20 protein-coding genes and 5 tRNA genes are annotated in these 18,656 nt (G+C 71.7%); 6 read left to right on the top strand and 19 right to left on the bottom strand.

Annotation, left to right across the window (positions count from 1 at the left end):
- Positions 1 to 89: 89 nt before the first annotated feature.
- The 4 genes from coaD to ACFY3N_RS34420 form a co-directional block, all read right to left on the bottom strand.
- Positions 90 to 569, bottom strand: coding sequence for a pantetheine-phosphate adenylyltransferase (coaD, locus tag ACFY3N_RS34405; protein ID WP_384706985.1), 480 nt, complete (start codon positions 567 to 569; stop codon positions 90 to 92).
- Between the two features lie 26 nt (positions 570 to 595).
- Complete coding sequence (rsmD, locus tag ACFY3N_RS34410) at positions 596 to 1,183, bottom strand: 16S rRNA (guanine(966)-N(2))-methyltransferase RsmD (protein WP_390820738.1); 588 nt, start codon at positions 1,181 to 1,183, stop codon at positions 596 to 598.
- A gap of 49 nt (positions 1,184 to 1,232) precedes the next feature.
- The gene (recG, locus tag ACFY3N_RS34415) at positions 1,233 to 3,440 is read right to left on the bottom strand and encodes an ATP-dependent DNA helicase RecG (RefSeq protein ID WP_390820739.1); all 2,208 of its coding nucleotides are present in this window, start codon (positions 3,438 to 3,440) and stop codon (positions 1,233 to 1,235) included.
- A gap of 66 nt (positions 3,441 to 3,506) precedes the next feature.
- Entirely contained in the window at positions 3,507 to 5,243 is a 1,737-nt protein-coding gene (locus ACFY3N_RS34420; protein ID WP_390820740.1) for a DAK2 domain-containing protein, read from the bottom strand.
- Between the two features lie 267 nt (positions 5,244 to 5,510).
- On the opposite strand from ACFY3N_RS34420, the gene rpmB reads away from it, so the two are divergent.
- Positions 5,511 to 5,696, top strand: coding sequence for a 50S ribosomal protein L28 (gene rpmB, locus ACFY3N_RS34425; RefSeq protein WP_004924906.1), 186 nt, complete (start codon positions 5,511 to 5,513; stop codon positions 5,694 to 5,696).
- 229 nt (positions 5,697 to 5,925) lie between these two features.
- Here the strand turns inward: rpmB and thiD are convergent, their stop codons facing one another.
- Together thiD and ACFY3N_RS34435 are read right to left on the bottom strand one after the other, a co-directional pair.
- A complete protein-coding gene (gene thiD / locus ACFY3N_RS34430) occupies positions 5,926 to 6,723 on the bottom strand; it encodes a bifunctional hydroxymethylpyrimidine kinase/phosphomethylpyrimidine kinase (RefSeq protein ID WP_390820741.1) in 798 nt (265 codons plus the stop codon).
- Positions 6,720 to 7,685 carry a thiamine-phosphate kinase gene (locus ACFY3N_RS34435; protein WP_390820742.1) on the bottom strand — a complete coding sequence of 322 codons (966 nt, stop codon included), beginning with the start codon at positions 7,683 to 7,685 and terminating at the stop codon, positions 6,720 to 6,722. The genes thiD and ACFY3N_RS34435 overlap by 4 nt, the downstream gene beginning before the upstream one ends.
- Positions 7,686 to 7,891: 206 nt before the next feature.
- Between ACFY3N_RS34435 and ACFY3N_RS34440 the strand changes: the two genes are divergently transcribed.
- Together ACFY3N_RS34440 and ACFY3N_RS34445 are read left to right on the top strand one after the other, a co-directional pair.
- Complete coding sequence (locus ACFY3N_RS34440; RefSeq protein ID WP_326754920.1) at positions 7,892 to 8,125, top strand: Lrp/AsnC ligand binding domain-containing protein; 234 nt, start codon at positions 7,892 to 7,894, stop codon at positions 8,123 to 8,125.
- 20 nt (positions 8,126 to 8,145) lie between these two features.
- A complete protein-coding gene (locus ACFY3N_RS34445) occupies positions 8,146 to 8,643 on the top strand; it encodes a DUF3515 domain-containing protein (RefSeq protein ID WP_390820743.1) in 498 nt (165 codons plus the stop codon).
- 16 nt (positions 8,644 to 8,659) lie between these two features.
- On the opposite strand, the gene ACFY3N_RS34450 is transcribed toward ACFY3N_RS34445, so the two are convergent.
- The 3 genes from ACFY3N_RS34450 to ACFY3N_RS34460 all read right to left on the bottom strand — a co-directional run bounded on the left by ACFY3N_RS34450 (position 8,660) and on the right by ACFY3N_RS34460 (position 11,716).
- Positions 8,660 to 9,817, bottom strand: coding sequence for a D-alanine--D-alanine ligase family protein (locus ACFY3N_RS34450; RefSeq protein WP_390820744.1), 1,158 nt, complete (start codon positions 9,815 to 9,817; stop codon positions 8,660 to 8,662).
- 82 nt (positions 9,818 to 9,899) lie between these two features.
- Positions 9,900 to 10,910, bottom strand: a complete 1,011-nt coding sequence (locus ACFY3N_RS34455; RefSeq protein ID WP_390820745.1) for an NAD(P)H-dependent glycerol-3-phosphate dehydrogenase — start codon at positions 10,908 to 10,910, stop codon at positions 9,900 to 9,902.
- A complete protein-coding gene (locus ACFY3N_RS34460; RefSeq protein ID WP_390820746.1) occupies positions 10,907 to 11,716 on the bottom strand; it encodes a lysophospholipid acyltransferase family protein in 810 nt (269 codons plus the stop codon). The genes ACFY3N_RS34455 and ACFY3N_RS34460 overlap by 4 nt, the downstream gene beginning before the upstream one ends.
- Before the next feature lie 174 nt (positions 11,717 to 11,890).
- Between ACFY3N_RS34460 and cofC the strand changes: the two genes are divergently transcribed.
- Positions 11,891 to 12,529 (top strand): 2-phospho-L-lactate guanylyltransferase, encoded by a 639-nt coding sequence (cofC, locus tag ACFY3N_RS34465; protein ID WP_390820747.1) that lies wholly within the window; start codon positions 11,891 to 11,893, stop codon positions 12,527 to 12,529.
- A gap of 9 nt (positions 12,530 to 12,538) precedes the next feature.
- A complete protein-coding gene (locus tag ACFY3N_RS34470; protein WP_390820748.1) occupies positions 12,539 to 12,742 on the top strand; it encodes a hypothetical protein in 204 nt (67 codons plus the stop codon).
- Between the two features lie 101 nt (positions 12,743 to 12,843).
- Here the strand turns inward: ACFY3N_RS34470 and ACFY3N_RS34475 are convergent, their stop codons facing one another.
- The 4 genes from ACFY3N_RS34475 to leuC all read right to left on the bottom strand — a co-directional run bounded on the left by ACFY3N_RS34475 (position 12,844) and on the right by leuC (position 16,164).
- A complete protein-coding gene (locus ACFY3N_RS34475) occupies positions 12,844 to 13,488 on the bottom strand; it encodes an HU family DNA-binding protein (RefSeq protein WP_390820749.1) in 645 nt (214 codons plus the stop codon).
- Between the two features lie 136 nt (positions 13,489 to 13,624).
- Positions 13,625 to 13,855: a hypothetical protein gene (locus ACFY3N_RS34480; protein WP_390820750.1), complete on the bottom strand. Its 231-nt coding sequence runs from the start codon at positions 13,853 to 13,855 to the stop codon at positions 13,625 to 13,627.
- 278 nt (positions 13,856 to 14,133) lie between these two features.
- A complete protein-coding gene (gene leuD, locus ACFY3N_RS34485; RefSeq protein ID WP_390820751.1) occupies positions 14,134 to 14,727 on the bottom strand; it encodes a 3-isopropylmalate dehydratase small subunit in 594 nt (197 codons plus the stop codon).
- 6 nt (positions 14,728 to 14,733) lie between these two features.
- Positions 14,734 to 16,164, bottom strand: a complete 1,431-nt coding sequence (gene leuC / locus ACFY3N_RS34490) for a 3-isopropylmalate dehydratase large subunit (RefSeq protein ID WP_390820752.1) — start codon at positions 16,162 to 16,164, stop codon at positions 14,734 to 14,736.
- 195 nt (positions 16,165 to 16,359) lie between these two features.
- On the opposite strand from leuC, the gene ndgR reads away from it, so the two are divergent.
- Positions 16,360 to 17,073 (top strand): IclR family transcriptional regulator NdgR, encoded by a 714-nt coding sequence (ndgR, locus tag ACFY3N_RS34495; RefSeq protein ID WP_030866220.1) that lies wholly within the window; start codon positions 16,360 to 16,362, stop codon positions 17,071 to 17,073.
- Positions 17,074 to 17,198: 125 nt separating this feature from the next.
- Here the strand turns inward: ndgR and ACFY3N_RS34500 are convergent.
- The 6 genes from ACFY3N_RS34500 to ACFY3N_RS34525 form a co-directional block, all read right to left on the bottom strand.
- A tRNA-Glu gene (locus ACFY3N_RS34500) sits at positions 17,199 to 17,271 on the bottom strand.
- A 27-nt stretch (positions 17,272 to 17,298) separates the two neighbouring features.
- Positions 17,299 to 17,370: transfer RNA gene (locus ACFY3N_RS34505), tRNA-Gln, on the bottom strand.
- A 20-nt stretch (positions 17,371 to 17,390) separates the two neighbouring features.
- A tRNA-Glu gene (locus tag ACFY3N_RS34510) sits at positions 17,391 to 17,463 on the bottom strand.
- 29 nt (positions 17,464 to 17,492) lie between these two features.
- Positions 17,493 to 17,565, bottom strand: a tRNA-Glu gene (locus ACFY3N_RS34515).
- 39 nt (positions 17,566 to 17,604) lie between these two features.
- Positions 17,605 to 17,676 (bottom strand) — tRNA-Gln (locus ACFY3N_RS34520).
- A gap of 90 nt (positions 17,677 to 17,766) precedes the next feature.
- Positions 17,767 to 18,501, bottom strand: a complete 735-nt coding sequence (locus ACFY3N_RS34525) for an HAD family hydrolase (RefSeq protein WP_390820753.1) — start codon at positions 18,499 to 18,501, stop codon at positions 17,767 to 17,769.
- Positions 18,502 to 18,656 lie beyond the last annotated feature (155 nt).

Consider the following 18,656-nt stretch of genomic DNA (forward strand, 5'->3'; position numbering starts at 1 on the left):
GCCACTCCCTGCAGCTGTGTTGGAGACGGACGGGACGACTGTACGGCCCTGGGGCGTCCGGCGGACACCGGACCGCCGTACGGGAACGGTCAGTCCTTGCGCAGGCGTTCGGTGAGGGCCGTCAGGACCTCCGGCGGCACCAGGTGGGCGACGTCGCCGCCCCAGGCCGCGACCTCCTTGACGAGCGAGGAGGACAGGAAGCTGTAGGTGGGGTTGGTGGGGACGAAGAGGGTCTCCACGCCCGAGAGGCCGTTGTTCATCTGGGCCATCTGCAGCTCGTAGTCGAAGTCGCTGACCGCGCGCAGGCCCTTGACGATGGCGGGGATGTCGCGCTGCTTGCAGAAGTCGACGAGCAGGCCGTGGAAGGCCTCGACGCGGACGTTGCCGTACTCGGCGGTGACCCGGCGGATCAGGTCGATCCGCTCCTCGATCTCGAACAGGCCCTTCTTGGACTGGTTGATCATCACCGCGACGTAGACCTCGTCGTACAGCCGGGAGGCCCGGGCGATGATGTCGAGGTGTCCGTTGGTGATCGGGTCGAACGACCCGGGGCATACGGCGCGGCGCACTTGTGATCCCTCGCTCTCCGGTCCGGTCATCGTGCGTCTTCGCACGTAGAGGCGGCGCGACCGTACCAAAACGTTCCCTCGCCGTAGCGGCGGGCCCGGATCGCCTCGAAGCCGGACGGCCAGGCGAATTCTCCGCCTCGGGTGCTGCGCTCCACGGTGACGAGGGCTTCTTCGGCGAGCCAGCCCTGCGAGCGGAGTGTGAGCAGGATCTCGCGGAGATCGTCGTCCGGGACGGCGTAGGGCGGGTCGAGGAAGACGATGTCGTACGGCTCCGGCGGGGGCGCGGCGCGGATGATCTGTTCCGCTTTGCCGGATCCGACCTCGGCGCCGGGGAGACCGAGCGATCTCACGTTCTCCCGGACCGTGCGGACGGCGCGGGCGTCGGCCTCCACGAGCAGGACGTGCCCGGCGCCGCGGGACAGGGCCTCCAGGCCGACGGCGCCGGAACCGGCGTACAGGTCGAGGACGCGTTCGCCGTCCAGCGGGCCACCGAGCAGGGACTGCCAGGTGGAGAGGAGGCCCTCCCGCGCGCGGTCGGAGGTCGGGCGGGTCCCCTGTCCCGGCGGAACGGCCAGGCGGCGTCCGCCGGCCGCGCCGGCGATCACGCGAGTCATGTCCTCGGTCCTTGTCGGTGGGTGCTGATCGGTGGCCGTTCCCAGTCTGTCAGCCCTTCTCCAGGTACTGCTCCCGCTCCTCGTCCAGCAGGGCGTCCAGCGCCGTGCGCAGGGCGGGCAGGTCCGTCAGGTCCGGGTCGGCGGCCACCACCGCCGCCGCCTCCTCCCTCGCCTCGGCGATGATCTCCTCGTCGTCGATGACGGCGAGCACGCGCAGGCTGGAGCGGGTGCCGGACTGGGCCTGGCCCAGGACGTCGCCCTCACGGCGCTGCTCCAGGTCGATGCGGGAGAGTTCGAAGCCGTCGAGGGTGGAGGCGACGGCGTTCAGCCGCTGCCGGGCCGCGCTCGCCTCGGGCATCTCGGTGACCAGCAGGCACAGGCCCGGGGCCGAGCCGCGGCCGACCCGGCCGCGCAGCTGGTGGAGCTGGGAGACGCCGAAGCGGTCGGCGTCCATGATCACCATCGCGGTGGCGTTGGGGACGTTGACCCCGACCTCGATGACGGTCGTGGCGACCAGGACGTCGGCCTCGCCGGCGGCGAAGCGGCGCATGACGGCGTCCTTGTCGTCGGGCTGCATGCGTCCGTGCAGGACCTCGACCCGGAGCCCTCGCAGGGGCCCCTTCGCGAGCTGGTCGGCGATGTCCAGGACGGCGAGCGGGGGCCGCTTCTCCGCCTCGTCCTCGGCGGACTTCCTCTTGCCGGCCTTCTTCGGGTCGTCCTCCTCGTCGCCGATGCGCGGGCAGACCACGTACGCCTGGTGCCCGTTCGCGACCTCCTCGCGGACGCGCTCCCAGGCGCGGGCGAGGAAGTGCGGCTTGTCGGCGGCCGGGACGACGTGGCTGGCGATGGGCGAGCGGCCGGCCGGGAGCTGGTCGAGGACGGAGGTCTCCAGGTCGCCGAAGACCGTCATCGCGACCGTGCGCGGGATGGGGGTGGCGGTCATGACGAGCAGGTGCGGGGGCTGCTTGCCCTTGCCGCGCAGGGCGTCGCGCTGCTCCACCCCGAAGCGGTGCTGTTCGTCGACCACGACCAGACCCAGGTCGTGGAACTGCACCTTGTCCTCGATCAGCGCGTGCGTGCCGATGACGACGCCGGCCTCGCCGGTGGCCAGGTCGAGCAGCGCGTGGCGCCGCGCCGCCGCCCCCATGGACCCGGTGAGCAGCACCACCTTGGTGGCGTCGTCCGCTCCGCCGAGCATTCCTCCCTCGGCCAGCTCCCCCATCATCTCGGTGACCGACCGGTGGTGCTGCTGGGCGAGCACCTCGGTGGGCGCGAGCATCGCCGCCTGTCCGCCCGCGTCGACGACGGCGAGCATGGCGCGCAGGGCGACGAGGGTCTTCCCGCTGCCGACCTCGCCCTGGAGCAGGCGGTGCATGGGGTGTTCGGTGGCGAGGTCGGTGAAGATCTCGGCGGAGACCTTCCGCTGGCCCTCGGTGAGGGTGAAGGGGAGGCGGTCGTCGAAGGCGGTGAGGAGGCCGTCCGGCCTGGGACGGCGGGCCACGGCGGGGAGCTGCGCGTCGGCGTGGCGGCGGCGGGCGAGGGCGACCTGGAGGACGAAGGCCTCGTCCCACTTGAGGCGGGCGCGGGCGTCCTCGATGTCCGCCTTGGTGTGCGGGCGGTGGATCTTGAGGAGTGCCTCGGGGAGGGTGACCAGTCCGCGGCCCGCGCGGAGGGACTCCGGGAGGGGGTCGGCGGCCTCCCGGGCGCTGGGCAGGACCGTCTGGAGCGCCTTGCCGATCTTCCAGGACTCCAGCTTGGCGGTGGCGGGGTAGATCGGGATGAGGGCGCCGGCCCACGTCTCGACCGTCTCCTCGGCGTCACCTCGCAGCAACTCGTACGCGGGGTGGGCGAGTTGGAGGCGACGGTTGAAGACGGAGACCTTGCCGGCGAACATCGCGCGGGTGCCCGGCAGAAGTTCCTTGTGCGGTTTGTGGACACCGGCGCCGAAGAAGACCAGTTGCAGCCGGCCGCTGCCGTCCGTGATGGTCACCTCGAGGCGCTGGCCCTTGCCGCGCGGGGCCTTGGCGGAGGCGAAGGTGTGCAGGCGGGCGTCGGCGACCTGGGCGACCACCGTGACGTGCTCGTCCATGGGGAGGTCGGCGAGGTGGGTGAGCTGGCCGCGCTCCTCGTATCTGCGCGGGTAGTGGTGCAGGAGGTCGCCGACGGTGTGCAGGCCGAGGTGCTCGGCCATCACCTTCGCGGTGGCGGGGCCGAGCACCTTCTTCAGTGGTTCGTCGAGTGCGGGCACGGGATCCATTGCACACCACAACACTGACAACACGCGGGTGCCGGGTCCGGGCTCCTCGCGGAGGTCCCGCCGGGGTCACTCCACCCCGATGAGCAGCAGGGCGCCCTGTCTGCCGCCGTGGTACACCACCGTGTCGACGGCGAGGTAGCCCTCTCGGACGCGGGTCTCCAGGTGGGCGGCGACGGATTCGGGGGCCTCGTCGCCGAGGACCAGGGTGACCAGTTCGCCGCCGGCCGCGAGCATGCGGTCGAGGACGGCCTCGGCGGTGGCCGTGAGGTCCTGCCCGATCACGGCCACGTCCCCGTCGACCAGGCCGAGCACGTCCCCGGCCTGGCAGATGCCCGCCATGGTCCAGGACTGGCGCTCGGCGACGGTGACCTCGGCGTAGCGGGTCGCGCCCGCCGCCGACGTCATCGACACCACGTCCTCGTCGAAGCGGCGCTCCGGCTCGTGCACCGCGAGCGCCGCGATGCCCTGGACCGCGGAGCGGGTCGGGATGAGCGCCACCCGGACGCCCTCCGCCCGGACCTGCTCGGCCGCCGCGGCGGCGGTGTGGCGCAGGTCGGCGTCGTTGGGCAGCAGCACCACCTCCCGCGCGTGCGCACGCCGTACCGCCTCGACGAGTTCACCGCTCGCGGGCGGCTCCCCGGGACGGGCGAGCACGGTGGTCGCGCCCGCCCCGGTGTACAGACCCGCCAGGCCCTCGCCGGGCACCACGGCCACGACGGCCCGCTGCACGCGTTCCCCGGGCACCGTCGGCTCGGCCCCGGCCGTGTGGACGTCCCCCGCGCCGAAGTGGGTGATCCGGATCCGGTACGGCCGGCCGGCCTCGACCCCGGCCTCCACGGCGGCGCCCGCGTCGTCGACGTGCACATGGACGTTCCACAGTCCGTCCCCGCCGACCACCACGAGCGAGTCGCCCAGCGCGTCGAGCCGGCCGCGCAGCCGCGCGACGGCCGCGTCGTCGGCCTCCAGCAGGTAGATCACCTCGAAGGCGGGTCCTCCGGGCTCCTGTTCCGGCCCCGGCCCCGGCGCGGCACCGCCGTCCGCGCACCCACCGGGACCGCCGACCTCCCGCACGCGCGCGTGCAGTCCGAGGCCGGTGACGCGTACGGAGCCGCTCCACGGGCCGCCCACCGCCGGCATGCCCCGCGGCGCCTCCCCCGTGCACGCCTCCACCAGTGCCGCGAGCACCGTCACCAGCCCCTTGCCGCCCGCGTCGACCACCCCGGCGTGCCGGAGGACGGCCAGCCGGGCCGGGGTCTCGGCGAGTGCCGCGCGGGCCCCCTCGTGGGCCGCCCGCGCCACCGCCCCGCAGTCGCCCTCCGCCCGGCCGGCCGCGTCGGCGGCGGCCGCGGCGACGGTGAGCACCGTGCCCTCGACGGGATGCGCGACCGCCTGGCGCGCGGAGTCGGCCGCGTGCCGCAGCGCGGTCCGCAGCCCCTCCCCGTCGGCGTGGGCCGGGGCCCCGTCCCCGGCCAGCACCTGGGCCATGCCGCGCAGCAGCTGCGCCAGGATCGTCCCGGAGTTGCCGCGGGCGCCGATCAGCGCCCCGTGCGCCATCGCCCGTACGGCGTCGGCCAGCGCCGGCCGCCGGCCCCCGTCGGCCCCGTGCCCCTCGAACACGGCCTCCACCGCCGCGGCCGCCGACTCGACGGTCAGGTAGAGATTCGTGCCGGTGTCCCCGTCCGCCACCGGGTAGACGTTGATCGCGTCGATCTCCTCACGGGCCCGCCCCAGCGCCTCGAGCGCGAGACCGCACCAGGCACGCACCGCGAGAGCATCGAAGAATGTCTGCGGCACCTGCGCCACCTGCGCCTCCCTGAGCTGCCGGCCGTGGCAGGCAGCGTAGACCGTGGGACGCCGCCCACCGGAGAAGGGCCGGGGGCGGGCTCCTGAGCTGCCGTGGTAGTTTCGTTCTACGGATGCAGCCGTTGTATGCTGCTCCGGTTGCCCGATCCGATCGGGCCTCTCACCCGGTAACGCCACTCAGATTCCACTGGGCTCCTGGAGCTCGGAATTTCGATCCCGGCATGCCGGGATCAACCGTAAGTGCATCTGAAGTCTTTGGAGTGACCCGTGGCTGCCAACTGCGACGTCTGCGGCAAGGGGCCGGGCTTCGGCAACAACATCTCGCACTCGCACCGCCGTACGCCCCGTCGCTGGAACCCGAACATCCAGCGTGTGCGTACCGTGGTCGGCGGGACGCCGAAGCGCGTGAACGCCTGCACCTCGTGCATCAAGGCCGGCAAGGTCTCGCGCTGACGCTTTCGCTGAGCGCGCGGCCACAGTCGGTTTCGCCGCACTTAGCCGGTCCACCTCGGGTGGGCCGGCTTTTTGCTGTGGTCCGGGCCGGTGACCTGCAAGGCGCCCTGGGCCGGAGCGCGCCGGGGGTGGGGCGCGCAGCCCGGCGCTCACGGGGTGCCTCCCAGGCCCTTCGGGCACTGGGGGAGGCACGACTGCCTGCGGGAACGGCGGCGTGCGGCTGCCCCGGCTAGCGCGGCGGGCCGAGGTTCCAGGCGTGGTTCACCGGGCCGATGCCCGCGCCCAGCGCGAAGCCGGATGCTATTGCTCCGGTGACGTACTCCTTGGCCGCCTTCACCGCCTCCGGTACCGATCGGCCCTTCGCCAACTCCGATGCGATCGCCGACGCCAGTGTGCAGCCGGTGCCGTGGGTGTGGCGGTTGTCGTGCCTCGGCGCCCGCAGCCAGTGCTCCTCGGACCCGTCGGTGAGCAGGTCCACGGCGTCACCGGAGAGGTGGCCGCCCTTGATCACCACCCAGCGCGGCCCGAACGCCAGCACCGCCCGGGCCGCCCGGCGCATGTCGGACTCCGACCCGACCCGTACGTCCGTGAGTTGCGCCACCTCGTCCAGGTTCGGGGTGGCCACGGTCGCCACCGGCAGCAGCCTCGTCCGTACGGAGTCCAGCGCGGAGGCCTTGAGCAGCGGGTCCCCGTGCTTGGAGACCCCCACCGGATCGACGACCGCCGGCGCGTCCGTGCCGGCGATCAAGTCGGCCACCGTTTCGACGAGTTCGGCGGAGGACAGCATGCCGGTCTTGACCGCCCGCACCCCGATGTCGTCGACGACGCTCCGGTACTGGGCCCGCACCGCCTCCACCGGGAGCTCCCAGGCGCCCTGCACGCCCAGGGAGTTCTGCGCGGTCACCGCGGTGAGCACGCTCATGCCGTGCACCCCGAGCGCCAGCATCGTCTTCAGATCGGCCTGGACGCCGGCGCCGCCGCCCGAGTCGGAGCCGGCCACGGTGAGCACCCCGGGCGGCGCGCTCATGACTCGATGTCCGCGAAGTGGTCCCAGCCGCCCTGGGTCGTCCAGGGCGCCCCGTCGACCGTCACCTGGGGCAGCGCCGAGGGGTTGAGCACCTCGCCGATCACCTTCCAGCGGGCGGGCAGCTTCACGTCCGGCGGGAAGGTCGCCACGATCGCGTGGTCCTCTCCCCCGGTCAGCACCCACTGCATCGGGTCGACGCCGACGGCCTGGCCGATGTCGTTCATCTGCGAGGGGATGTCGATCGCGCCGGAGCGGATGTCGATGCGGACCTTGCTGGCCTCGGCGATGTGCCCGAGGTCGGCGATCAGCCCGTCGCTCACGTCGCACATCGCGGTGGCGCCGAGACCGGCGGCCGCGGGCCCCGCGTGGTACGGCGGTTCGGGGCGCCGGTGCGCCTCGACGAAGGCGCGCGGCGAGCGGAAACCGCGGGAGAGCACCGCGTGCCCGGCCGCGGACCAGCCCAGCCAGCCGGTCACCGCGACGAGGTCGCCCGGCTGCGCGCCGCCCCGGGTCACGGGCTCCTGGTTGCGCAGATCGCCGAGCGCGGTGATCGACACCATGATCGTGTCGCCGCGCACGACATCGCCGCCGACCACCGCGGCGCCGGCCACCTGGCACTCGTCGCGCAGGCCGTCCATCAGCTCGCTGGGCCAGGTCACCGGCAGTTCCGCCGGGACGACGAGGCCGAGCAGCAGCGCGGTCGGGACGGCGCCCATGGCGGCGATGTCGGCGAGGTTCTGCGCGGCGGCCTTGCGGCCGACGTCGTAGGCCGTGGACCAGTCGCGGCGGAAGTGCCGGCCCTCCAGCAGGATGTCGGTGCTGGCCACGACCCTGCGGTCGGGCGCGGAGACCACGGCGGCGTCGTCGCCGGGGCCGACCCGGACCGCCGGGGTGGTGGTGAGACGGGAGGTGAGCTCCCTGATGAGCCCGAACTCCCCGAGCTCACCAACAGTGCCCTTCATTTCCCTTTCGACCCTTCTATCCCTGTCCGTGTCCGGTCGCGAGCCGTTGGAGTCCTCGCTACGGTCGAAGTGACCGTCAACTTCTCTCGTGTCTGTACCCCGGCGCGCAAGGCCCGGTTCCCGCGGGTCTCCCCGCGAGGAGCGGCGACGCGATACCGTGGCGTTCCTTTTCCCCACATGATCCTCGTGGCCGCCCTGGAGGTTCCGTGGTACAGGCGTACATCCTGATCCAGACGGAGGTCGGCAAGGCGTCGACCGTCGCCGAACTGATCGGCAAGATCCCCGGAGTCGTCCAGGCCGAGGACGTGACCGGACCCTATGACGTGATCGTGCGCGCCCAGGCCGACACCGTCGACGACCTGGGCCGCATGGTGGTCGCCAAAGTCCAGCAAGTGGACGGCATCACCCGCACCCTGACCTGCCCGGTCGTCCATCTGTAGCCCCCGTCTACCCTGTGCCCGTGAACTCTTCCCGTCACCGGCACACCGTCCTGTCCGCGCTCGCGGTGCTGATCACCGCCGCGGGCTGCTCCCCGGCAGACGACAGCGCGTCCGTGGCGGTTCCCCGCCCGGACGCGAAGGTCACCGAACTGTGTCAGAACCTGGACGAGGCCCTGCCGGCGAAGGTGGACGGTGAGAGTCGCGACGATCCCGAACCCGCGTCCGAACTGACCGCGGGCTGGGGCGGCGTGGCGATCATACTGCGGTGCGGTGTCGAGCGGCCGCCGAAGATGGCCGACCCCAAGGTGGCCAACGGCAGCGACGCCGACGCGGTGCCGGGCGGGGTGAACGGCGTCGACTGGCTGATGGAGACGCCGGACGACGTGCAGCGGTTCACCACCGCCAACCGCGAGGCCTACGTCGAGGTCGAGGTGGCCGACGGACGGGACAGCACGGGCGTGCTGATCGATCTCGCCCCGGCCCTGAAGAAGGCGATCCCCGACGGGATCGCCTCCTGAAGCGTGCGTGCGCGGCTCAGCGCAGTCCGGTCGGGCGGCGCAGTGCCGCCCGCACCAGCAGGTCGACCAGTTCCGGGTAGCTCACCCCGGTGGCCTGCCACATCTGCGGGTACATCGAGATGGGCGTGAAGCCGGGCATGGTGTTGATCTCGTTGATCACGAACTCGCCGTCCTCGGTGAGGAAGAAGTCCGCGCGGACCAGCCCCTCGCAGGAGGCCGCGTCGAACGCGTCCACCGCGAGCCGCCGCACCTCGGCCGTCTGCTCGTCGGTCAGCGGCGCGGGCACGATGCCGGGCGTGGAGTCGATGTACTTGGCCTCGAAGTCGTAGTACGCGTGCGCGTCGGGCGGCGGGATCTCGGCCGGCAGCGAGGCGCGCGGGCCGTCCTCGAACTCCAGCACACCGCACTCGATCTCACGGCCGCGCAGCGCCGCCTCGACGAGGATCTTCGGGTCGTGGCGCCGGGCCTCGGCGATCGCCTCGTCCAGGCCGGACAGGTCGTCGACCTTGGTGATGCCGATCGAGGAGCCGGCCCGGGCGGGCTTCACGAACAGCGGCCAGCCGTGCTCGCCGGCGAAGTCGACGATCCTCCCGCGGGCGGCGGACTCGTCCCGCTGCCACTCGCGCGGCCGGATCACCAGGTACGGGCCGACCTTCAGCCCGAAGGAGGTGAACACCCGCTTCATGTACTCCTTGTCCTGGCCGACGGCCGAGGCGAGCACACCCGAGCCCACGTAGGGGACGCCGGACAGCTCCAGGAGGCCCTGCAGGGTGCCGTCCTCGCCGTAGGGGCCGTGCAGCACCGGGAAGACCACGTCGACCTCGCCGAGCGCCTTGGGCACCGAACCCGGCTCGCTGTAGACGACTTCGCGGCTGGCGGGGTCGACGGGGAGCACCACGCCGCCCTCCGTCGACTCGGCGAGCTGCTCGACGCTGGGCGTACGGCGGTCGCTGATCGCCATGCGTTCCGGCTCGTCGACGGTGAGCGCCCAGCGGCCGCCGGGGGTGATGCCGATCGGCAGGACGTCGTAGACGGTCCGGTCGATGGCCTTGAGGACGGCGCCGGCGGTGACCACGGAGATCCCGTGTTCGGAGCTGCGCCCGCCGAACACGACGGCCACACGCGGCTTGCGGGACGGCTGCTCGGGGCTCTGGGGGAGGTTCTCGGTGCTCATATCGCGATGAGAGTACCTGCCCGCGGTACCGGGATACAGCGCCCGCAACGCCGTGCGTGAGCCGAACGGAGGGGGTCGTCGCTCAGCGTCGTTCGGGCTTCGCGCTGCGCGACATCAGCTCCTTGACGGCGACCACCGGGGGCTTGCCCTCGTGCACGATGCCGACGACCGTCTCGGTGAGCGGCATGTCGACGCCGTACCGGCGGGCCAGATCCAGCACCGACTCGCAGGACTTGACGCCCTCCGCGGTCTGCTTGGTGACCGCGATGGTCTCCTGCAGGGTCAGGCCCTTGCCGAGGTTGGTGCCGAAGGTGTGGTTGCGCGACAGCGGCGAGGAGCAGGTGGCGACCAGGTCGCCCAGGCCCGCGAGTCCGGAGAAGGTCAGCGGGTCGGCGCCGAGCGCGACTCCGAGCCGGGTGGTCTCGGCGAGGCCGCGGGTGATGAGGGAGCCCTTGGCGTTGTCGCCGAGCCCCATGCCGTCCGCGATGCCGACGGCCAGCCCGATCACGTTCTTCACCGCGCCGCCCAGTTCGCAGCCGACGACGTCGGTGTTGGTGTACGGCCGGAAGTACGGCGTGTGGCAGGCGGTCTGGAGCCGCCGGGCGACGCCTTCGTCGGTGCAGGCCACCACGGCGGCGGCCGGCATCCGGGCGGCGATCTCCCGGGCCAGGTTGGGTCCGGTGACCACGGCGATGCGGTCGGCGCCGACCTTGGCGACGTCGTCGATCACCTCGCTCATCCGCATCGCGGAGCCGAGTTCGACGCCCTTCATCAGCGACACCAGGACCGTGCCGGGCGCGAGCAGCGGCGCCCAGTCGGCGAGGTTGCCGCGCAGCGTCTGCGAGGGGACCGCGAGGACGGTGAAGTCGGCGTCGCGCGCGGCCTCGGCGGCGTCCGCGGTGGCCCGCAGGTTCTCCGGGAGTTCGATCCCGGGCAGGTAGTCGGGGTTGGTGCGGGTGGAGTTGACCGCCTCGGCGAGTTCGGGGCGCCGCCCCCACAGCACGACGTCGCAGCCCGCGTCGGCGAGGACCATGCCGAAGGCCGTCCCCCACGATCCGGTGCCGAAGACGGCCGCCTTGACCGGCTCGCTCACGTGCTCAGCCCTTCTTCCCGCGCGGTGGACCTGCCGCCCCGCGCACGCTCCTGCGCTCGGTTCTCCCGCCGCTGCGCGTGCGTCCTGCGGCGCTGCTCGACCCGCTCACGGCGCGGGTCGTACGGTGTCTCGGGGGCCTTCTCGCCGCGGATCTGCTCCAGCTGGCGCGTGACGGCCGCCATGATGGCCTCCGTCGCCTCCTTGAGGAGCTCCGGGGTCATCTCCCGCTCGTAGAAGCGGTCGAGGTCCACCGGCGGCCCGGCCAGCACCCGGTGGGTCTTGCGCGGGAGCAGGCTGGGCTTCTTGGCGTACGGCGGCAGCAGTTCGTTGGCGCCCCACTGGGCGACCGGGATCACCGGGCACTTGGTCTGCAGGGCGACGCGCGCGGCACCGGTCTTGCCGGTCATGGGCCAGCCGTCCGGGTCGCGGGTGAGGGTGCCCTCGGGGTAGAAGGCGACGCATTCGCCGCGCTCCACGGCGTCGATCGCGGCCCGGAAGGCGCTGAGCGCGTCGGTGCTCTCGCGGTAGACGGGGATCTGCCCGGTGCCGCGCATCGCGGCGCCGATGAATCCCTTGTTGAAAAGTCCGCTCTTCGCCAGGAATCGCGGAACACGTCCGGTGTTGTACTGAAAGTGCGCGTAGGCGAAGGGGTCGATGTGCGAATTGTGGTTCACCGCGGTGATAAATCCACCCTCGGCCGGAATGTTCTCCATTCCGCGCCAGTCCCGCTTGAGCAGAACCACCAGCGGCGGTTTGCAGAGAACCGCGGCGAAGCGGTACCAGAAGCCGATTCTGCGGCGCGGCACGAGTACACCTTCCTCTTCCGAATGACAGGCCCAGGGCCCGGACCCGGAGGCCAGGCGGGCCGCACAAGTGTCGCCCCGGGCCGCCGGTCTGTCGAGAACACCGTACGCCCCGACCCGTCCGCGGCCCGCTGCCCCGGGTGACAATGGCCGCGACAAGAGAGGGACGTAACACTCGTGCAGTGGACCTTGGTGGTACCCCTGAAGCCGCTGGACCGGGCCAAGAGCAGGCTCTCGGACACCGCGGACGACGTCCTGCGTCCGGGCCTCGCGCTCGCCTTCGCCCAGGACACGGTGGCGGCCGCGCTGGAATGCCCGGCGGTGCGGGACGTGGTGGTCGTCACGGACGACACCCTCGCCTCCCGGGAGCTGGCCGCGCTGGGTGCCGGGACCATCCCGGACGAGCCGCGCGGCGGTCTCAACGCGGCTCTCACCCATGCCGCGGCGGTGGTGGGAGCCACCCGCCGCGCGGCTTGCGTCGCGGCCCTCAACGCCGATCTTCCGGCGCTCCGCCCGCCGGAACTGACCCGTGTCCTCGACGCGGCCGCCGCGTTCCCGCGCGCGTTCCTCGCCGACGCCGCCGGGCTCGGCACCACGTTGCTGGCCGCGAGCCGGGGCCGGGAACTGCGCCCGTTCTTCGGCCCCGGCTCCCGGGCCCGGCACCGGGAGTCCGGAGCCGTGGAGCTGGGCCTCGACGGCGTGGACTCGGTACGGCAGGACGTGGACACCGGCGAGGACCTGCGGGCGGCGCTGGCGCTGGGCGTGGGTCCCCACACGGCCGCGGTCGCCGCGCGGTCGCTCCTCACCGGGCAGTAGGCTGCCGGCATGCAGGCCACCGCGTACACCTACGACCCCGACAGCCGCAGCGGTCAGGTGCTCCTGGACGACGGCACGCCGGTGCCCTTCGACGCCCCGGCGTTCGACGCGGGGGGCCTGCGGCTGCTGCGTCCCGGGCAGCGGGTGCGCATCGAGACCGAGGGCGAGGGCGAGGCCCGGCGGATCACGCTGGTGACGCTCCAGACGTTCTGACCTCCCGGTCACCGGTCCCGGAACACACCGCGGGCCGGGCTCCCGAGGGAGTCCGGCCCGGCGCGTGAGTGCCGCTTTCCGAAGGGACGGCCCCCGGCCCGCTACTTCTTGCGGGCGGTGGTCTTCTTTGCGGTGGTCTTGCGCGCGGTCGACTTCTTGGCGGGCGCCTTCGTGGCCGTCGCCTTCTTCGCCGGGGCCTTCTTGGCGGTCGTCTTCTTCGCGGCGGCGGTCTTCGCCGTCGCCGCGGTCTTGGCGGGCGCCTTCGTGGCCGTGGTCTTCTTGGCCGCCGCCGTCTTGGTGGTGGCCTTCTTCGCGGTGGCGGCCTTCTTGGCCGTCGTCTTCTTCGCGGTGGCGGCCTTCTTCGCCGTCGTCTTCTTCGCGGCGGCCTTCTTGACCGTGGCCGAAGCACCTCCGGTCAGGCTGCCCTTGGGCGCCTTCTTGACCGAGACCTCACCACCGCGCGGCAGCTTCTTCGAGCCGCTGACCAGGTCCTTGAATCCCTGGCCCGCGCGGAAGCGCGGAACGGAGGTCTTCTTGACCCGAACCCGCTCGCCCGTCTGGGGGTTGCGGGCGTAGCGGGCCGGGCGGTCGACCTTCTCGAACGAACCGAAGCCGGTGACCGAGACCCGCTCACCCGCGACGACCGCGCGGACGATGGCGTCCAGTACGTGGTCGACGGCGTCGGCGGCCTGCTGGCGGCCGCCCACCTTGTCGGCAATCGCTTCTACGAGCTGCGCCTTGTTCACGTCTTCCCCTTCGGAGACATCGCCAGAACGAAAGTGTTCAAGCTTTTTCGCACGTTAGGCAGATATATACCGCAAATCAAACACGAAACGGGCTAATCACCCTTGTGCCGCAACGGACTCGGTTGTCTCGACTGGTTCAGCGTTCCTCTTCGGGGAATCGGCCCTCGTCGAGGTCCTCGGTGAACCGCTCCAGACGCCCTGCCGCACCGGCGAGATCATGTTTGGCCGCGGCCGTAATGACCAGCAGCTTCCGGGTCAGCGCCATCCGTACGCCCTCCGGGACTTGCAGTGCGCGCACCCTTGCGTGCGCTTCCTTGAGCCGGGCCGCGACCGCCGCATAGAGCTGGAGTTGGCCGTCGCGTTCCATGCACAGATTGTGCCATCTGGGGCGAGTTGTCGCCTGCGCAGGGGGGCAACTACCGACCCGGAAGGCCGTCCGGGCACACGGGAAGATCACGGGCACGTGACACGTGTACCCCAACAACCACCTTCATAACGTGGCAAGTTGAAGGCCCTCAAGGCGGCACGCGGGGCCGAACGGGTGCAGACGTGCCCGTACCCCCGATCGGGGCGATCGGGGGTACGGGAGGGGTGATCCGGTGGCCGAAAGTCGACCTCTGACGAGGACTTCGGCCGCGGGGCGGGTCAGGCCGTGAGCGTCCTCGGCTTGAACGACGGACGCTTCGCCTCGTACGCGGCGATGTCCGCCTCGCTCTGCAGCGTGATGGAGATGTCGTCGAGCCCGTTCAGCAGCCGCCAGCGGGAGTTCTCGTCGAGCTCGAAGGAGGCGGTGACGCCCTCGGCGCGCACCTCGCGGGCCTGGAGGTCGACGGTGATCTCCGCCGTGGGGTCGGCTTCGGTGAGCTCCCACAGCGCGTCCACGATCTTCTGGTCGAGGACCACCGTCAGCAGGCCGTTCTTCAGCGAGTTGCCGCGGAAGATGTCGGCGAAGCGGGAGGAGATCACGGTCTTGAAGCCGTAGTTCTGCAGCGCCCAGACGGCGTGCTCGCGGGAGGAGCCGGTGCCGAAGTCGGGGCCGGCGACCAGCACGGTCGCCCCCTCGCGCTCGGGCTGGTTGAGGATGAAGGACGCGTCCTTGCGCCAGGCCTCGAACAGCCCGTCCTCGAACCCGTCCCGGGTCACCTTCTTGAGCCAGTGGGCGGGGATGATCTGGTCGGTGTCGACGTTGCTGCGGCGCAGCGGGACGGCCCGGCCGGTGTGGGTGGTGAATGCTTCCATGACTGATCAGACTCCAGCGGGCGTACGGGCGTCGGCGGCGGCGAGGTCGGCCGGGGAGGCCAGGTGGCCGAGGACCGCGGTGGCGGCCGCGACCTGCGGGGACACCAGGTGGGTGCGGCCGCCCTTGCCCTGCCGGCCCTCGAAGTTGCGGTTGGAGGTGGAGGCGGAGCGCTCGCCGGGGGCGAGCTGGTCGGGGTTCATGCCCAGGCACATCGAGCAGCCCGCGTGCCGCCATTCGGCGCCGGCCTCCTTGAAGACCACGTCCAGGCCCTCGGAGACCGCCTGCAGCCCCACCCGCGCGGAGCCCGGGACGACCAGCATCCGCACGCCGTCGGCGACTTTGCGGCCCTTGATGATGTCCGCGGCGGCGCGCAGGTCCTCGATGCGGCCGTTGGTGCAGGAACCTACGAAGACGGTGTCCACGTCGATGGAGCGCAGCTCCTGGCCGGCCTCCAACCCCATGTACTCCAGGGCCTTTTCGGCGGCGAGCCGCTCCGAGGCGTCTTCGTACGAAGCCGGGTCGGGGACGGAGGACGAAAGCGGGGCGCCCTGGCCCGGGTTGGTGCCCCAGGTGACGAACGGCGACAGTTCGGCGGCCTCGATGACCACCTCGGCGTCGAACTCGGCGTCCTCGTCGGACCTGAGCGTCTTCCAGTAGGCGACGGCCGCGTCCCAGTCCTCGCCCTTCGGGGCGTGCGGGCGGCCCTCGAGGTAGGCGAACGTCGTCTCGTCGGGGGCGATCATGCCCGCACGGGCGCCGGCCTCGATCGACATGTTGCAGATGGTCATCCGGGCCTCCATCGAGAGCTTCTCGATGGCCTCGCCGCGGTACTCCAGGACGTAGCCCTGGCCGCCGCCCGTACCGATCTTCGCGATGATCGCCAGGATCAGGTCCTTGGCCGTGACGCCCTCGGGCAGTTCGCCGTCGACCGTGATCGCCATGGTCTTCGGGCGGGCCATCGGCAGCGTCTGGGTGGCCAGGACGTGCTCGACCTGGGAGGTGCCGATGCCGAACGCGAGCCCGCCGAAGGCGCCGTGCGTGGAGGTGTGCGAGTCGCCGCAGACGACGGTCATGCCGGGCTGGGTCAGCCCCAGCTGCGGGCCCACGACGTGCACGACGCCCTGCTCGACGTCGCCCAGCGGGTGCAGCCGGACGCCGAACTCGGCGCAGTTCTTGCGCAGCGTCTCCAGCTGGACCCGGGAGACCGGGTCGGCGATGGGCTTGTCGATGTCGAGGGTGGGGGTGTTGTGGTCCTCGGTGGCGATGGTGAGGTCGAGACGGCGCACCTGGCGGCCGTTCTTGCGGAGGCCGTCGAAGGCCTGGGGGCTGGTCACCTCGTGCAGCAGGTGCAGATCGATGAAGAGGAGGTCGGGCTCGCCCTCGGCGCGCCGGACGACGTGGTCGTCCCAGACCTTCTCCGCGAGTGTCCTACCCATCGCTGTCCCTCCGGCCGGCACATGGTGCGCCGGTCCAACTAGATCTGTGGGGAGACGGCGCCCGCACCCCTGCTTCCGGGCGTCCGCCGCCAGGCCCGGTGGTCCACGGGCCGCGTTGCTTCCGTGCTTCCAGAGTGGCGGGTTCCACGGAAAATTGAACTTGCGTTTCACAGAGTGAGACGCAAGTATCGTTGCATGGACAACAGTAGCGGCGTCGGCGTTCTGGACAAGGCGGCCCTCGTCCTGAGCGCTCTGGAGTCCGGTCCGGCCACCCTCGCGGGGTTGGTCGGGGCGACCGGACTGGCACGACCCACGGCCCACCGCCTGGCCGTGGCGCTGGAGCACCACCGCATGGTGGCGCGCGACATGCAGGGACGTTTCATTCTCGGCCCGCGCCTGGCCGAACTGGCCGCGGCGGCGGGCGAGGACCGGCTGCTCGCCACGGCGGGTCCGGTGCTGACGCATCTCCGCGACGTGACCGGCGAGAGCGCCCAGCTCTACCGCCGCCAGGGCGACATGCGCATCTGCGTCGCCGCGGCGGAGCGCCTCTCCGGACTGCGGGACACGGTGCCGGTGGGTTCCACGCTCACGATGAAGGCCGGTTCCTCGGCACAGATCCTGATGGCCTGGGAGGAGCCCGAGCGGCTGCACCGGGGCCTGCAGGGCGCCCGGTTCACGGCGACCGCCCTCTCGGGCGTACGGCGCCGGGGCTGGGCCCAGTCGATCGGTGAGCGCGAGCCGGGTGTGGCGTCCGTCTCTGCGCCGGTGCGCGGGCCGTCGAACCGGGTGGTGGCCGCCGTCTCGGTCTCCGGCCCCATCGAGCGCCTGTCCCGCCACCCGGGCCGGATGCACGCCCAGGCCGTCATCGACGCCGCCGGCCGCCTCTCGGAGGCACTGCGCCGCTCCTGAAACCCGTCCGCACCACCCCGTGGGAACGAGCCCGCCCCAACGCCGCGGCGGGCCCTCCCCCGGCCCCCGGCGACGCGTCCTGGAACGCCGAGAGCCCTCCACCGAGGTGGAGGGCTCTCACCATGTACCCCCGACCGGATTCGAACCGGCGCTACCGCCTTGAGAGGGCGGCGTGCTAGGCCGCTACACAACGGGGGCATGGATCACACGTTTCCGCAGATCCTGCTGGTCTACCTGGACTCGAACCAAGACTAACTGAACCAGAATCAGTCGTGCTGCCAATTACACCATAGACCAATGATGGTTTAGACCAGTCGTACCCCCGACCGGATTCGAACCGGCGCTACCGCCTTGAGAGGGCGGCGTGCTAGGCCGCTACACAACGGGGGCCCTAGCAGTCCCGAGATGATCGGAACCAGTACCCCCGACCGGATTCGAACCGGCGCTACTGCCTTGAGAGGGCAGCGTGCTAGGCCGCTACACAACGGGGGCTCGCGGATGTGATCCGCGGGTGCAGATGAGCTCTGCGAGCTGGCCTACCTGGACTCGAACCAAGACTAACTGAACCAGAATCAGTCGTGCTGCCAATTACACCATAGGCCACTGGAACGCAAGCCCCTGGGGGGTTCTTGTTCTAGTTCTACGCTTGGGGCTCCGGCCTTCCGGCCCGCTCCCCGCGGCGCAGGAAGAACATTACCCGAAGGTGGACGGGGCTCCAAAACGAGTATCGGCGGCGAGGATCGCGGGGAGTTCGGCGAGGGAAGCGATACGGCGCTGCCCCACGGGCGGTTCGACGGCCACCCACGCCTTCCCGCGGTCGATCCACACCGACAGCAGCCCCGCCTCCGCGGCGCCCCGGCCGTCGATCTCCGGGTGGTCACCGACGTACGCCACCTGGTCCGGGGGCAGCGCCAGCGCGTCGCAGGCGGCGAGGAACGCGCCGGCCTCGGGCTTGGAGACCCCCAGCTCGGCGGCGCACAGGATGGCCTCGAAGCGGTCGTGGACGCCGAGGGCGCGCAGCTTGCGGTCCTGGACGTGGAGGCTGGAGTTGGAGAGCACCGCGTGGCGGTGGCTGGTGGCGAGGGCGTCGAGGACGGGCAGCACGTCGGGGAAGAGGCTCCAGGCGGACTCGTAGTGCGTGACGTACCGCCGGAACCAGTCGTCGGCCTCGGTGTCCGTCAGCTCCGGCCGGCCCAGGAAGACCCGGGTGCGGTCGCGCCGCTGCGTCTCGAAGTCCACCTCCCGCGCCGCGAACCGCGCCCACTGCTGCTCGGTGATCTCCCGCCAGCGCTCCAGCGCCTCCTCCGCGGAGGCGTACCCGTCCAGCAGCCCCTCGGCCAGCAGGTGCGCCCGCATGCCCTCGCGGTCGGCGGTGGTGTAGTCGAAGAGTGTGTCGTCCACGTCCCAGACAACTGCTCGGATCGCCATGCCACCGACGGTACAGCCGGACCGGCCGGGGGCTCGGGGGTTGCCCCCGAAGAACGCAGTGTCCACGTCCCAGACAACTGCTCGGATCGCCATGCCACCGACGGTACAGCCGGACCGGCCGGGGGCTCGGGGGTTGCCCCCGAAGAACGCAGTGT

This window comes from Streptomyces sp. NPDC000348 (assembly GCF_042898795.1).
Classification (GTDB): Bacteria; Actinomycetota; Actinomycetes; order Streptomycetales; family Streptomycetaceae; genus Streptomyces.